15 protein-coding genes are annotated in these 14,463 nt (G+C 40.4%); 8 read left to right on the forward strand and 7 right to left on the reverse strand.

Going from position 1 to position 14,463, the window contains the following annotated elements:
• Positions 1-7: 7 nt before the first annotated feature.
• Positions 8-1,282 carry an MFS transporter gene (locus tag MNY28_RS10270; protein WP_151899353.1) on the reverse strand — a complete coding sequence of 425 codons (1,275 nt, stop codon included), beginning with the start codon at positions 1,280-1,282 and terminating at the stop codon, positions 8-10.
• A gap of 124 nt (positions 1,283-1,406) precedes the next feature.
• Between MNY28_RS10270 and MNY28_RS10275 the strand changes: the two genes are divergently transcribed.
• Positions 1,407-4,529, forward strand: coding sequence for a CusA/CzcA family heavy metal efflux RND transporter (locus MNY28_RS10275; protein ID WP_151899352.1), 3,123 nt, complete (start codon positions 1,407-1,409; stop codon positions 4,527-4,529).
• A 9-nt stretch (positions 4,530-4,538) separates the two neighbouring features.
• Here the strand turns inward: MNY28_RS10275 and MNY28_RS10280 are convergent, their stop codons facing one another.
• From MNY28_RS10280 to MNY28_RS10305, 6 genes are all read right to left on the reverse strand, one after another.
• Positions 4,539-5,051 (reverse strand): ferritin-like domain-containing protein, encoded by a 513-nt coding sequence (locus tag MNY28_RS10280; RefSeq protein ID WP_230973283.1) that lies wholly within the window; start codon positions 5,049-5,051, stop codon positions 4,539-4,541.
• 67 nt (positions 5,052-5,118) lie between these two features.
• Positions 5,119-6,234, reverse strand: a complete 1,116-nt coding sequence (locus tag MNY28_RS10285) for a HAMP domain-containing sensor histidine kinase (RefSeq protein ID WP_346389787.1) — start codon at positions 6,232-6,234, stop codon at positions 5,119-5,121.
• Positions 6,227-6,874 carry a response regulator transcription factor gene (locus MNY28_RS10290; protein WP_151899349.1) on the reverse strand — a complete coding sequence of 216 codons (648 nt, stop codon included), beginning with the start codon at positions 6,872-6,874 and terminating at the stop codon, positions 6,227-6,229. The genes MNY28_RS10285 and MNY28_RS10290 overlap by 8 nt, the downstream gene beginning before the upstream one ends.
• A complete protein-coding gene (locus MNY28_RS10295; RefSeq protein WP_346389788.1) occupies positions 6,871-7,233 on the reverse strand; it encodes a HepT-like ribonuclease domain-containing protein in 363 nt (120 codons plus the stop codon). The genes MNY28_RS10290 and MNY28_RS10295 overlap by 4 nt, the downstream gene beginning before the upstream one ends.
• Positions 7,226-7,540, reverse strand: coding sequence for a nucleotidyltransferase domain-containing protein (locus tag MNY28_RS10300; protein WP_346389789.1), 315 nt, complete (start codon positions 7,538-7,540; stop codon positions 7,226-7,228). The genes MNY28_RS10295 and MNY28_RS10300 overlap by 8 nt, the downstream gene beginning before the upstream one ends.
• Before the next feature lie 35 nt (positions 7,541-7,575).
• Entirely contained in the window at positions 7,576-8,058 is a 483-nt protein-coding gene (locus tag MNY28_RS10305) for a hypothetical protein (RefSeq protein ID WP_151899346.1), read from the reverse strand.
• Between the two features lie 136 nt (positions 8,059-8,194).
• On the opposite strand from MNY28_RS10305, the gene MNY28_RS10310 reads away from it, so the two are divergent.
• The 7 genes from MNY28_RS10310 (at position 8,195) to MNY28_RS10340 (ending at position 14,453) form a co-directional block, all read left to right on the forward strand.
• Positions 8,195-8,581: a FixH family protein gene (locus MNY28_RS10310; protein ID WP_151899345.1), complete on the forward strand. Its 387-nt coding sequence runs from the start codon at positions 8,195-8,197 to the stop codon at positions 8,579-8,581.
• A gap of 12 nt (positions 8,582-8,593) precedes the next feature.
• Positions 8,594-9,955, forward strand: a complete 1,362-nt coding sequence (locus MNY28_RS10315; RefSeq protein WP_346389790.1) for a cytochrome c biogenesis protein CcdA — start codon at positions 8,594-8,596, stop codon at positions 9,953-9,955.
• A gap of 16 nt (positions 9,956-9,971) precedes the next feature.
• Complete coding sequence (locus MNY28_RS10320) at positions 9,972-11,687, forward strand: copper resistance system multicopper oxidase (RefSeq protein WP_346389791.1); 1,716 nt, start codon at positions 9,972-9,974, stop codon at positions 11,685-11,687.
• 10 nt (positions 11,688-11,697) lie between these two features.
• Positions 11,698-12,381: a copper resistance protein B gene (locus MNY28_RS10325; protein ID WP_188110010.1), complete on the forward strand. Its 684-nt coding sequence runs from the start codon at positions 11,698-11,700 to the stop codon at positions 12,379-12,381.
• A 142-nt stretch (positions 12,382-12,523) separates the two neighbouring features.
• On the forward strand, positions 12,524-13,726 hold the full coding sequence (locus MNY28_RS10330) for a hypothetical protein (protein WP_346389792.1): 1,203 nt from the start codon (positions 12,524-12,526) through the stop codon (positions 13,724-13,726).
• A gap of 126 nt (positions 13,727-13,852) precedes the next feature.
• Positions 13,853-14,233, forward strand: coding sequence for a DUF302 domain-containing protein (locus tag MNY28_RS10335; protein ID WP_346389793.1), 381 nt, complete (start codon positions 13,853-13,855; stop codon positions 14,231-14,233).
• Between the two features lie 10 nt (positions 14,234-14,243).
• A complete protein-coding gene (locus tag MNY28_RS10340) occupies positions 14,244-14,453 on the forward strand; it encodes an SHOCT domain-containing protein (protein WP_151899338.1) in 210 nt (69 codons plus the stop codon).
• The last annotated feature ends 10 nt before the right edge of the window (positions 14,454-14,463 follow it).

The raw sequence follows: 14,463 nt of genomic DNA on the forward strand, positions 1-14,463 counted from the left end.
TTGCATCTCATTCCATTGCCTGGCGCACATCTTTTGCGACTTTTTTCTCATCTACAAAAAAGAGAAGCAGTCCGCCGAGAATAAAAAGAATGGCAACAGAAGCAATCGAGAGTCTTGAATTATGGCTAAAGAGTGCGACAAAGGCTACCAAAAGCGGCCCTATGATAACTGCAAATTTTCCAAGAAGATCATAAAATCCGAAAAATTCTGCCGCATATTTTTGCGGTATCATTTTGGCATAATAGGAACGGCTCAGTGCCTGAATACCTCCCTGAACCAATGCAATAAGTATTGCCAGTATATAAAATTCATAGACATCTTCCATCATCGCAGCATAAACAATAATAAATATATAGACAGCGATACAAAGATAGATAACTTTTTTTGTATCCCAGATATCGGCAAGTTTGGCAACAATGAGTGTGGCAGGGAAACCGACAAACTGCACAATAAGCAAGGCCATTATAAGCTTGCTGCTGTCAAACCCCAGCGCCATTCCGTAATCAACAGCCATACGGATAATAGTGTCCACCCCGTCAATATAGAGCCAGTATGCCACCAAAAAAAGCAAAAGTCCTTTAAGACTTGCCACTCTTTGAAAGGTTTTTTTCAAACGCAGATACCCTGCAACCAATAAAATATTTTTCTGCTCTTTGTCTCCCTTCTTCTCCTCTACAAAAAGCAAAAGAGGCAATGAAAAAACCGCCCACCACACTGCAACACTGACAAAAGAAGCTTTTATCGCCGCAGCCTTGTCTTCAAAACCGAAAAAGGCGGGTTCCTGTACCATAAAAACATTCAAGGCAAACAAAATACCGCCTCCGAGATATCCAAGGGCAAAGCCCAGGCCTGAAACATAGTCAACATTTTTATCATTACTCACAGAGGGAAGCAAAGCGTCATAAAAAATATTTGATCCCATAAAACCGATATTTCCCAGCGTATAGACAAGTGCCGCCATCTGCCAGTTTCCCTGCTCGACAAGAGCCAGTGAGGCACTCATCAAAATACCCAAAAATGCAAAAAGAAACAAAAAACGCTTCTTGAGTGAACCTGCATCAGCCACAGCCCCAAGCAAAGGCGCAAGAAGCACTACCACAAAACTCGAAATTGAATTTGCAAATCCTAGCTGCGCGGTACTCACAGTCACCTCAGTTCCCACACTGTAATAAGACTTGAAAAATATAGGGAAAAACCCAGCCATAACAGTGGTTGCATAGGCAGAATTTGCCCAGTCATACAGTGCCCAGGAGTATATAGATTTTTTATTATTGTTTTTCATATCCTAATTCTATAAGAAAATATATTAAGAGAACCTCTAAAAATCCTGATTGTCTCATACTATTTCTCACAAACGCTACACACTAGCGTGCTATAATTTTCAAAACTAAAAAAATGGACAAATTATGATAGAAAAACTCATCGCTTTTAGTATAAAAAACAAGTTTATTGTTCTTTTGGCGGCTTTTGCTCTTGTCGGTGCTTCTATTTGGAGTATGAAAAACACGCCTTTGGATGCTTTGCCTGACTTGTCTCCTCCTCAGGTCATTGTACAAATCAATTGGGCAGGACAGTCTCCTGAAATTGTCGAAGATCAGGGAACCTATCCGCTTGTTGCACAGTTTTTGGCTATTGCCAATATTGATACGGTACGTGGATACTCTACCTATGAGAACGGTCTTATCTACATCATTTTCAAAGAGGGAACAGATCTCTACTGGGCACGAAGCCGTGTTCTTGAACAGCTTGCTTCCATTCAGTCGCAATTGCCGGCAAACATGAATGTATCCCTTGGTCCCGATGCCAGCGGTGTGGGCTGGGTGTATGAATATGCCCTCAAATCAAAAACAAAGAATCTTGCCGAGTTGCGTACCCTCCAGGACTATTACTATAAATATGCACTTATGGGTGTTGACGGTGTCAGTGAAGTAGCGAGTATCGGCGGATTTATTCCTACCTTTCAGGTGACAGTAAACAATGACAATCTGGTTCGCTACAATCTCAGCATACAGGACATCAAAAGAGTATTGGCCAAGAACAACAATGATACAGGCGGGCGTATCGTCATTAAAAACGGATATGAGTGGATGGTACAGGCCAAAGGCTATATTAAAAACCTTGATGATATCAGAGGACTTGTTGTCACAACAAAAGCCGGTACACCTGTAAAACTCGGTGATATTGCACGGGTAGAACTTACCCCTGCACCGCGTCGCGGTCTGGCAGACTTAAACGGCGAAGGCGAAGTTGTCGGCGGTATCGTTATGGCACGTTACGGCGAAGATGTTTATACAATGATTAAGCGTGTTCAGGAAAAAATGAAAGAGCTTAAAGTTGAGGGTGTGGATGTTGTCACCGTCTATGACCGTTCAGGTCTCATTGACAAAGCGGTAGACACTTTAAAAGATACGCTTATTGAGGAGAGCGTTATTGTTGTCATCATCATTGGACTTTTCTTGATGCATTTTCGCTCTTCGCTTATTGTCATTATTGTTCTGCCTTTAACAGTCGGTTTTACCTTTTTGCTGATGAAAATCTTTGGTATCGGCTCAAACATTATGAGTCTTGGAGGTATTGCCATTGCCATAGGTGCCATGGTTGATGCCTCCATCGTCATGATAGAAAATGCCCACAAAATGCTGCACAAATTTGAACACAAAGAAGGAAGAATCCCGACAGAAAAAGAGCGCATTGCTATCATACTCAAGTCCTCACAGCTTGTCGGGCGTCCGATATTTTTCGCACTTGCACTTATTGTCGTATCATTCCTGCCTATTTTTGCACTGACAGGTCAAGAGGGACTGTTGTTTACTCCGCTTGCCTTTACCAAAACATTTGCAATGGCTGCAGGCGCACTGCTGAGCATCACTCTGGTCCCTGCACTGATGATATTTTTTGTCAAAGGCAGAATCCTGCCAGAGAGCAAAAATCCACTGAACAGATTTTTCATCTGGCTCTATCGTCCAATTATTGTCTACGGCCTCAAAGCAAAATATCTTGTCATTGTTCTTGTTCTACTCTCTCTTGGTTACATGTATCCGCTTTACAAGAGTCTGAAATGGGAATTTATGCCTATGCTCAATGAGCAGACATTCATGTATATGCCTGTTACCCCTTACGGTATCAGTATAGACCAGACAAAACAGCTTTTGCAAAAAACAGACAAGATTATCAAAAGTTTTCCCGAAGTAGAAAATGTTTTTGGCAAAGCCGGGCGTGCAGGTACTGCAACGGATCCTGCTCCTCTTGGTATGCTTGAGACTATCATCACGCTCAAACCAAAGTCCGAGTGGCCCAAAGGCATGACCTATGACAAACTGCGTGAAGACATGGAAGCCGCTTTGCAGATTCCGGGACTGACAAATTCCTGGACCTACCCGATTCGCGGTCGTATCGATATGCTTTTAAGCGGTATCCGAACCCCTATCGGTATCAAACTCTACGGAATGGATGCGGCAGGTTTGCAAAAATTCGGCAAACAGATAGAAGACAAACTGCGGGAGTATGACAAAACCCTCTCCGTATTTGCAGATCAGGCAAGTGCCGGATACTACATTGACATTATCCCTGATGAGGAGAAACTTGCCCGATACAACATGACAAAAGATACGCTCTTGGAGTACACAGCTTTTGCCATCGGGGGCATGAAAGTTTCAACAATGTACAAAGGTCTTGAACGTTATCCTATCGCACTGCGTCTGGAAGACAATGAGAGAAGAAGCCTTGAGTCCATCAGAAACATACAGGTCAAAACCAAACTTGGCTTTGTTCCTCTTGGTTCACTTGCAAAAGTGGCTTACAGACAGAGCGCTTCTGTCATAAAAAGCGAAATGGCAGCACCTGTGACCTTCATTTATATCACACCAAAAGAGGGTATCAGTGCAACAGAGTATAAAATAGGCGCACAAAAGTTCATCAATCAAATCAAATTTGATCCGGGATACTATATAGAATGGGCGGGACAGTCAGAGTATCTTGATTCTGCTATGAAGCGTATCATCTGGATTGTGCCTGCTGTTCTTGTTGTCATCTTTTTACTCATCTATATGGCACTCAAAAAACCGGGACCGACAATTATTGTCTTTTTCACTCTGCCTTTTGCACTCTTAGGCGGACTTATCTATATAGACATCCTCAACTTTGCCATGAGTATAGCCGTTATCGTCGGATTTTTGGCACTCCTTGGAGTAGCCGCGGAAACAGCCATCGTCATGATAATTTATCTGCAGGAAGCGGTGGATGAATATAAAGAAAAATATGGAAAAAACTTTGGAATCAAAGAACTCAATGCCGCAATTTATGAAGGAGCTGTACAAAGAGTCCGTCCAAAACTTATGACGGTGTTTGCTATTTTGGCAGGTCTGACACCTATTATGTATACCCACGGAGTAGGAAGCGAAGTCATGCAGCGTATTGCCGCACCTATGCTTGGCGGAGTTGTCAGTTCAGCTGTTTTGAGCCTTGTCATCATTCCGATCCTGTTTGAAATCTATGCAAAACGACAACTTTCCCAAAAAGAGGATATTTAATCCTCTTTTTTATTGCATCGTACTTTTTATATTTTGAACAAATTCTGTAATGTCATCATGCAGATCCTGTAAATCTGCTTCATGCTCTACCTCATCGGCTAATATCTGAGAAACCATATCGTAAGTGATGATATCCTTGTCTTTGACAATATTGGCAAGTTCCGAATAGGTACTGATTGCACACTGTTCTCCTTTTATAGAGTCTTCAAGGATGGCAACCACATCAAAGTTTTTTGGCTCTTCATAGCCGCAGTTTGTATGCGTAAACCACTCTTGCGGATTCAGAAGCGGTGTACCGCCAAGCTGTATGATTCTGTCGGCAACCATATTGGCATGTCTGAGTTCATCGTTTGCATGCTGTGTCAGCTCCGCAAATGCCGCATCTTTCATAATGCCTTTAATCACTTTTGCTTCTATAAAATACTGATAATAGGCCAGCCACTCATCAGCATAGGCTCTGTTAAGCAACTTCACCACTGTTTCAGGTTCTATGCCTTTAATAATCGAATTTCCTCGTGTCATAATATTCTTCTCCTCTGATTTGAATTACCTCAAGTATAAGGCAACTCTTCTTAAAAGAAAATTATTATTATTTAAAAAGAAGTGTGAATTGTGTTCCTTTTCCAAGTTGGGATGTAACATTGACTGTGATACCATATGCATTACATATCTGTTTCACAATGCTCAGACCCACACCGAATCCGCCTGCTATATCTGATTCACGTTTATACATTTCAAAAATTGCATCAAGTTTTTTTTGCTCTATACCGACACCCTCATCTGCTATAACAAAGGCATTTTTATCAAGTTTTATGCTTATTTTTGTTTGGGGAAGAGAGTATTTGATGGCATTTGAGAGCAGGTTGGAAAACAACAGTTCTGCCCGTGAGGGAATTATATGAAAATAACATTCTTCAAGCTGACTCTCTATTTTTATATTTTTTGCATTTGTAAGTTCACTGTAGTAACTGATAGTCTGCTCCAAAATATTTTTAAGATTCACATCCTCTGCTTCTTGCTGTTTTTGATTAAAATTTAAAAATGTCAGTGACTTATAGATACTCTCAAGCTGTTTTGTGCTTATAGAGATATTCGTCAGTATTTTTTTATCATAAACTTTTTTCTTGATTGCCCGGCTCGCACTCATTTTCAAAGCGGTTATAGGAGTATTTAACTCATGTGAGACATCCTGAATGAAGCTCTCTATCTGCTCCATTCTCTGATGCACAGGTTTCATAAACAGTTTGGCAAGTATGACAGAGATGAGGACAATAAAGAAAAAACCCATACTCATAGCCAAAAGGACATTTTTTTGCAGCTCCTTGAGCTGTTTGAAATACTCTTTTGTTCTGACAAGGACATATTCAATATTCAGATGTTCCTGCGGTGCATCCGAAACCAGAACCTTATAACCGTTTTTCTCATAATATCCTGTTTTAAAACCCGCAGCTTCATTTGCACCAATCAAACTGTATTCATACCCTTTTTCATTTGGGAGCTGTAATGTTGTCCCTTTCATCTGTGCATTAATTATGAGTCCTGAAAGTTTGTCGGCGATATGGTTGAGCTTATAATAGGTTGCACTCTCCAAAGAATTTTTCTGTGCGCTGTAGTACCAGTATCCTGAGAGCAAAACAAACAAAAAGGAAGAGACAAGATAGAGCGTTACAAAAGAGTAAAAAGACTTTTTTTCCAACTCATTCAAATTTGTAGCCCTCTCCCCGGATATTGACAATATGTTCTTTGCCGATGTATTTTCTCAGATTTTTTACAATGGTACGAATAGCATCATCACTCGGCATATCTTCATACTCCCAAAAATTTTGCAACAGTTCGTCAGAACTTACCACACGATGACGGTTTTTATAAAAGTAATGAAGACAGTCACTCTCTTTATGTGTCAGTTTGATCATTTTTTCTGGCGTTTTGAGTATATGTGTTTTTGTGTCAAATATGATATGTTCATCCAGTTTCACCAGACTTTCCAGTCCAAAATGTCTCTTAATGTTTTCTATACGCTGTGCCAGCTCTTCCAAATCAAAAGGTTTTTTTATAAAATCGTTCGCGCCTGATTCAAAAGCGGATTTGAGATACTTTGTATCATGAAAAGCGGTAATGAAAATAGCCGGTGTTTCATCATGGAAGTCTCTCAGTTCCCGCAGTAGTGAAATACCGTCGCCATCCGGAACATTAATGTCAAAAATATACAAATCAAATTTTTCATTTTCCGAGAGTTCAAGTGCCTGTTTCATACTGTAAGTCTGCACAACCTCATATTCGTCTTCCAAAAAATCAACCAAAATGTTTGCCAGTGCCGTGTCATCTTCAAGGAGTAATATTTTCATTTTTCGTTTATAAGTATATCTTCAGTCGTTTTTTTAATGATGGGTAATCTTGTTTTTATTACATCTTCCACTATATACAGGTCCACACCTTCATAATCATGCGCTATAAAACTTCTTAGTTCGTAACTTCCTTTTATATCCTCTTTTGCAAACTTTGAAAGTATCTCAAGTTCACCGTTATGAAGTAATTTATCAAACTGTTCTGAAATAGATGTAAGATGCATAAGTATAGCTGCTCTTGCATTTTGTTCGTCTTCTAACGCTTTCTCAATGGAGCCGTTTTGTTTCACTATCTCCTCTATAAAGAGAATCTTTTTTTTTATAACTTTTATTCTCTCTACAGATTTTTGACTAAACATATATAAGCTCCTTTTTGATACTCTCTTTAAATGGACTGTTGCTGTCTAAGTCAAAAATATCTATATTTCTATGAAACTGCTTTCGTATTTTTGATTTTATCGTTGCTACTGTATCAAAGTAATCATAAGATGTGTTTGTCTGTAAGAAATTTTTATCTTTGGATATGGCAATGTCAATATCACTGTAAACTGTTTGTGTCTCTTTTGCAAAACTCCCAAAAAGGGCGACTGAGCTGATGCCATTTTTATAAAGTTCAGGTTTTATCTGTTTGAGATACTCTATGATATTGTTTTTTGTCGCTTTCATAAGACAGATTATAGCATATCTGTGCCACTAACATCCTAACTCTGTGTTATAAGCTCTTTTATCGCCATGCTTACATCTCCAAGACAACATCCGCCGCTTGGGTTCAGCACTTCACAGGCACAGCCGGGATTTTTCATTTTTGCTTTGATGTCTTCAAGTGCTGTTGTTTGTCCTGTTGCCTCTAATTCCGCTTTTATTTTCTCTTTGCTCCAGCCAAAACAGTAGCATACAGTAGCCGGAGTTGCTCCTTCTTTGAGTCCGACGACAACGCTCATATCATCCTGTGTCAGTATCTCATCGCCCCGAAAATAGACTGCTTCGCATGCAGCTGTTTTGCAGTAATAAAAACCGTCAAAACAGGAAAGTTTTGATTTTGCCTCCTCTGTTAAAAGATGCTGCAGTGTTTTGCCCAGCACCCCTTTGGCTTTTTCTCCACATATCGGACAGGCAACTTTGCCTTTTGGCTGAGGCGTACAGCAGTTATCACCTTCATTTTTTGTTCTAAACAGATCTGTCATGACTTATCCTTTTTAAAAAGTCAATTATATATTTTTCCTGTGTAATCTTTGTGTCATACATTTTTGTCCCTGTGCTACACAAACACACCACAAAAAAGTTATATACTTCTCCTAACAAAACAAAAAGGAGTTTCTTATGAAAACTTTGGCAAAAATCTTTTTCGCACTGCTTTTAGGCACAACACTTGTTCAGGCAGCCGCATTCTCCAAGGATGCAAAATTCAGAACAACAGCAGTACATATCACCGCAGACAAACCGCTTACTACCGGTTCCAACACACTTATTGTCACTATCAAGAAAAACGGCAAACCTGTCACTGATGCAAAAGTAGCACTCAAAGCCTTTATGCCAGCCATGCCGGGGATGCCTGCTATGAGCTCAAAAGCAAATGCCCAAAATCTTGGTAACGGAAAATACAAAGCAACACTCAATCTTGCAATGAGCGGAACATGGCAACTGCATATATTTATCACACCTAAAACAGGAAAAAGGTCTCGTGTTAAAACAACATTAAACTTTTAAAAGGCAAAAAAGATGAGAAAAAAGATTATTTTACTTTTTCTGCTGTTAGTAACAATTCCGTTGTTTGCCAATGCAGAAAGTCTCCAAACACACACGCTTCTGGGATTGTTACTCGGAGCCTTTGGAGCCGGATTACTGCTTACTTTTACTCCCTGTGTACTGCCTATGATTCCGATTCTCTCAAGTATCATAGCCGGACAGGGTGAAAAGCTTACCAAGAAAAACGGTTTACTCCTCTCTGTTGCTTATGTTCTTGGCACAGCACTGACCTATACACTTATGGGTGCTCTTGCCGGGGCTACAGGTGAACAGCTGCAATCCTACTTTCAAAATATCTGGGCGATTGGTATTATGAGCTTTGTCTTTTTTCTGCTGGCACTTTCTATGTTTGGTTTTTTCAACCTGCAAATGCCCTCTTTTATTCAGTCAAAACTTGACAGTCAAACCCGTAATATTAAAGGCGGTACCTTTTTTGCCGTTTTTTTGCTCGGTTTACTCTCGGCCCTTATTTTAGGAGCCTGTGTCTCGCCTGTCATTATCTCATTTCTAAGTGTTGCCATTGCACAGGCAAATCCTGTTTTGGGAGCAGAGATGATGTTTGCACTCTCTCTTGGTATGGGTGTTCCGCTCTTACTCGTTGGTCTGGGTGCCGGATATCTGATTCCAAAAGCAGGCGCATGGATGGATTATGTAAAGTACTTTTTCGGTATTCTCCTTTTAGGTGTTGCTGTAAGTATATTTTCCGAGCTTGAACTCTTTTCTTCTTTGTATCTGTGGGGTGTTTATTTTATAATAATCGGCGCATTTATATATCCCTTGGCAACAACAGATGTGTCCTTGACGCTATGGCAGAGGTTTTTAAGAACTCTGGCAATACTGTGTCTTGTTTGGGGAACTATCAGCTTGACAGGAGCTGCTATGGGGCATGACAACATATATATGCCACTCAAAAGCAACGCTGTACAACAATCAACATCAAGTTTGCAGACGGTTACAAAAACACCTTCTCTTTTTACAGAAGTACCAAACCTCAAAACAATGGATGAAAAATTAGCGCTGGCAAAACAAACCGACAAGCCTGTATTTGTCTATTTCCATTCAAAATATTGCAAGGTTTGCAAAAAACTCGATGAAACAACATTCAAAGATCCAAAAATTATTGAAATTCTTAATAATAAATATATTGCCTTAGTAGTTGATTTGTCTGATAAAAGCAATAAAGACACACTGGCTATTAAAGAAAAATACGGTGTTTTCGGCTATCCCGCATTCTTGCTCATAGAGAGTGACGGAACACCCCAAACGGATTCAATACATTACGGCTATGAAGGTGCAAAAGAATTATTTGATGTACTTGATTTAAATGCAGAATAACAAAAAAGGCATTCTTATGAAACACAATAAACACTCTTTATCAAGAAGAACTTTTGTCAAAGGCGTTGTCGCTTCAGGTGCAATGCTTTACGGAATAAACCTCAACGCTTCAACCGACACAGTTAAAAAGCGCAAAAAGACCGAAGAACTCTCAGGAACGGTTTTTAATCTGTCTATAGACAAAACCCTTGTCAATGTAACAGGAAAACCCTCATATGCTACGGCAGTCAATGCTATGCTGCAGGGTCCTACACTCAGGTGGCGCGAAGGCGACACAATTACCTTACATGTAACCAACAATCTCAACGAATCCGCCTCTATTCACTGGCACGGTATCATTTTACCCTACCAAATGGACGGCGTTCCGGGAATCAGCTATGACGGTATCGCGCCGGGAGAGACATTTACCTATACCTTTACCGTCCGTCAAAGCGGAACCTTTTGGTATCATTCCCATTCTGCTTTTCAGGAACAGACAGGTGTTTACGGCGCCATTGTCATAGAACCAAAAGAGAAAGATCCCTATGAATACGACAAAGACTATGTTGTCCTTTTATCCGATTATTCAGATGAAAAACCCGCAGCTATTTACCGAAAACTGAAGCTTTTTCCTGATTATTATAATTTTAACAGAAGAACTGTCGGCGATTTCTTTTGGGAAGTCAAAGACAAAGGATTTGTTGAAGCCTTTAAAGCACGTCAAATGTGGAATAAAATGCGTATGTCAGACAGAGATCTCTCTGATGTAACAGCCTACACCTATACTTTTTTGATGAACGGGCAAAATCCGGCAACACGTTTTAGGGCACTTTTTCAAAACGGAGAAAAAGTACGGCTTCGATTTATAAATGCAGCCGCAATGACATTTTTTGATGTTCGCATTCCAGGGCTTACCATGAAAGTTGTTGCAGCAGATGGCAATAATATACAGCCTGTGGATGTGGATGAGTTTCGCATAGGTGTTGCAGAGACATATGATGTCATAGTTGAACCCGAAAATGACAAAGCCTATGCTATTTTTGCACAAAGTATAGCAAGAAAAGGCTATGCACTCGGAAACCTCTCAACAGATGCAAATATATTGGCAGAAGTGCCGCAAATGGATCCGCCGCAAGCACTTACAATGCTTGATATGGGCATGAGTAAAGATATGGCACAGATGAAAAGTATGGATATGGCAAAGAAACAATCAATGCCATCTCTACAAAAGCCCATTCCCCTTACAAAACTGCCAATACGATGGGATGTCGGCACAACCATGCGGGCAATGAATCCGCAGTACAGACTCGATGATCCGGGTGTCGGACTAAGAAACAACGGAAGAAAAGTATTAACCTATGCAGATTTACGCTCTTTGCGCTCTACAAAAGAAGACAGATATCCAGACAGAGAGATCGTTTTGCATCTAACAGGAAATATGGAGCGTTACATGTGGTCTATCAACGGTATTCCTTATCATGAAGCGGCACCTTTGGAGTTTCATTACGGCGAACGTCTGCGTATCACTTATATAAATGACACTATGATGAACCATCCAATGCATTTGCATGGTTTGTGGAGTGATCTTGAAACCGGTGATGAAAATCATTTGGTACGCAAACACACTATTATCTCACAACCCGGTTCCAAAATAAGCTTTCGTGTCACAGTGGATGCAAAAGGTGCATGGGCGTACCACTGCCACTTACTCTATCACATGACAGATATGTTTAGAAAAGTCGTGGTTGCTTAAAGGATTTATGATGAAAAATATACTCACAAAATTAACACTTTTAACGACTCTGGCAACGCTCTCTTTTGCCGGTGGAGGTGGTGATACCCTGCGTGCAACTTTTACCGCTGACAACCTGGAGTACCAGACAAACAGCGAAAAAAATCTTTACTGGGACACCTATGGATACATTGGCTATGATCTCAACAAACTCTACTTCTACAGTGAGGGAGAAAAGCCCAACAGTGGCGATGCAAGCAGTGAAAATCAACTCCTCTACTCCCGTGCGGTTGCCCCTTTTTGGGATGTGCAGGCCGGTATCAGTTACGATATAGCCGGATCAAACAACAAAACATGGGGCGTTCTTGCTCTCTCCGGCCTGGCTCCTTACTTTTTTGAAACACGGGCAGCTTTACTTTTTAGTGACGATGGCAATATTGGTCTGAGAATTGACATGGAATATGAGGCACTCATCACCCAAAGACTCATCCTCACACCAAAATTTACACTCGATGCCTATGCAAAAGATGCCCCGACTATGGGTTACGGTTCAGGCATCTCAAATCTTACTCTCGGCGCAAGACTTCGATATGAATTCAGAAGACAGTTTGCCCCCTATGTCGGCATTGAATGGGCAAAAAACTTTGGGACAACAAATACCTACTCTCCGCTTAATGAAGCCTATGCGACTTTTGGTCTTCGATTTTGGTTTTAATTCGCTACTAAACCTGTAAGCTTTTTTTGGCTTACAGTATTTCCTCACAAACTCATCACACTTTTTTGATACCGTATCAATATCTTAAGTGTTGTTTTGCATTTCAAAACTAATTTTAAAACTTAAGAATAAGGGGTATATTATGTTAAAAATGTTTTTTTTACTCGGTATCAGTCTCGTCACTTTTGTAACAAATGCTTACGCTATTCCGGCATTTGCAAGACAGATGGGAATCTCGTGTAATGCCTGCCATTCACAAAACGGATTTCCTGCGCTCAATCGTTTCGGACGAAGCTTTAAGGCAAGCGGCTACACAATGGTCGGTGCACAAAAGTCGATTTATGATGACCAAAACGGGAAATTTCTTTCACTGACAGACACACTCAACCTCTCTTTGAATGTTAAAATCGGGTATGTTCAAGGAGAAGATCCTGCCGAAGCAGCCCAAATTCAGTTTCCGCAGGCTCTTGGCTTTATGATAGCAGGGCGTGTTGCCAACAATATTGGTGTATTTACCGAAATCGGTTACGAATCAGAAGACGGAAATGATCCTGTATTTCAACTCGCTACTTTGGTAGTGCCTGTTGTCTATGAACTTCCAAACTATACACTCGGAACTGTATTTTACCGAACAAGTGAATTTGGAGCAGCCGCTTCTTATGACACACTGGCAACCGGTTCCAAAGCAAACGGGCAGACACTTGAAGCTGTTTCTGTCACATCTGCGCAGTCTTACATTGTCAATAATGCAGGAGGAGAAGCTGCTGCAGAAGGTATCGGCTTTTATATTGCAAGTGATTTATGGTACGGTGTTTACTCTGCCTATGTACCAACTGTCGGTACCGTCTCAGGTGTTACACCCGCACATTACGCTTCCCTTGCTTTTACACCACAGGTCGGCAACTGGGATCTTGGCATGAGCACTCAAATCTGGTGGGGAACAGCCTCAAGAGATGATGCCAATACTTCTTTACCAAAAATAGAAGATAAAACAGACAAATTCGCACTGAACTTTCAGGCTATGGGATCCGTTGACACACTTCCTGTGAGTGTTTTTCTCACCTATGCCCAGGCAAAACAAGGCAGTCTCTTTGCACAGACTCCAAACAAGGTAAAAGCAGCTACCATTATGGGTGAGATAGCGCCTGTTGCACATATTCTTATGTTCTCAGCAGGCTACAGGGCGGCAGACAACGGTGCATATACAAACTCTGCAGACAATGCACAACTTCTGGCTGTCAAATATTTTTACAAAGAAAATGTGCAATGTCAGTTTGATTATGTCTTTAATCAAAATTCTCAAAAACGCAATGAAATATACTTTACATTACGTGCGGTTTTCTAACACTTCCTTTTTTTCTGTCATGCTATAGACTTTTCTCCTCCATAGCATGACATCTTTTACGAAACTCACAAATTCACCACAAACTCTTACTATACTTTTCTAAAATAAATTCTAAAAGGATGGAAGATGATTTACAAAACACAAACGAGCACTCCTCTTGAAACAGTCAAAGCACAGCTTGAGAAAAAAGCAAAAACATTAGGTTTTGGTGTATTGGGGTCTTATGATTTTCAAAAGATATTGAAAAGCAAGGGATTTGAACTTAAAACACCAATCACAGTGTATGAACTTTGCAATCCTCCTGCTGCAAACATGGCACTCAATGCCATTGCCGATATTTCCGTGTATCTTCCCTGCAGAATATCCATTTACGAACAAAACGGTAAAACGGTTCTGGCGACAATCGGCATAGAAGAGATGCTCAATGCAGTCGATGTAGACGAAGATTTTAAACAGCATATGAGCGAAATTTTCAATAACTTGCGTACTCTTATGAGTGCTTTTTAAAGGAAACAGTATGTTTGATCATGCAATGACAGGATGGGGGTTTACAATGGGTTTAGGATGGATTATACCGTTGCTTTTAATTTTTGCGCTTTTTTATTTTATCAACAACAATAACAACACTGACAGAGAATCGGCACGAGATATTTTAGACAGAAAGTATGCAAACGGCGAAATAGACGAAGAAGAGTACAAACGAAAAAAAGAACTGCTGAAACACTGATTTGGAGGTG

This window comes from Sulfurimonas sp. NWX367, from assembly GCF_039667065.1.
In the GTDB taxonomy this organism is placed as follows: Bacteria; Campylobacterota; Campylobacteria; order Campylobacterales; family Sulfurimonadaceae; genus Sulfurimonas; species Sulfurimonas hydrogeniphila.

Coding starts and splice junctions, on each gene's coding strand:
- MNY28_RS10305 (WP_151899346.1), bottom strand. CDS start 8,058: ATGACAGATCTGTTTAGAACAAAAAATGAAGGTGATAACTGCTGTACG.
- MNY28_RS10335 (WP_346389793.1), top strand. CDS start 13,853: ATGATTTACAAAACACAAACGAGCACTCCTCTTGAAACAGTCAAAGCA.
- MNY28_RS10310 (WP_151899345.1), top strand. CDS start 8,195: ATGAAAACTTTGGCAAAAATCTTTTTCGCACTGCTTTTAGGCACAACA.
- MNY28_RS10270 (WP_151899353.1), bottom strand. CDS start 1,282: ATGAAAAACAATAATAAAAAATCTATATACTCCTGGGCACTGTATGAC.
- MNY28_RS10295 (WP_346389788.1), bottom strand. CDS start 7,233: ATGTTTAGTCAAAAATCTGTAGAGAGAATAAAAGTTATAAAAAAAAAG.
- MNY28_RS10275 (WP_151899352.1), top strand. CDS start 1,407: ATGATAGAAAAACTCATCGCTTTTAGTATAAAAAACAAGTTTATTGTT.
- MNY28_RS10300 (WP_346389789.1), bottom strand. CDS start 7,540: ATGAAAGCGACAAAAAACAATATCATAGAGTATCTCAAACAGATAAAA.
- MNY28_RS10330 (WP_346389792.1), top strand. CDS start 12,524: ATGTTAAAAATGTTTTTTTTACTCGGTATCAGTCTCGTCACTTTTGTA.
- MNY28_RS10315 (WP_346389790.1), top strand. CDS start 8,594: ATGAGAAAAAAGATTATTTTACTTTTTCTGCTGTTAGTAACAATTCCG.
- MNY28_RS10340 (WP_151899338.1), top strand. CDS start 14,244: ATGTTTGATCATGCAATGACAGGATGGGGGTTTACAATGGGTTTAGGA.
- MNY28_RS10290 (WP_151899349.1), bottom strand. CDS start 6,874: ATGAAAATATTACTCCTTGAAGATGACACGGCACTGGCAAACATTTTG.
- MNY28_RS10325 (WP_188110010.1), top strand. CDS start 11,698: ATGAAAAATATACTCACAAAATTAACACTTTTAACGACTCTGGCAACG.
- MNY28_RS10320 (WP_346389791.1), top strand. CDS start 9,972: ATGAAACACAATAAACACTCTTTATCAAGAAGAACTTTTGTCAAAGGC.
- MNY28_RS10280 (WP_230973283.1), bottom strand. CDS start 5,051: ATGACACGAGGAAATTCGATTATTAAAGGCATAGAACCTGAAACAGTG.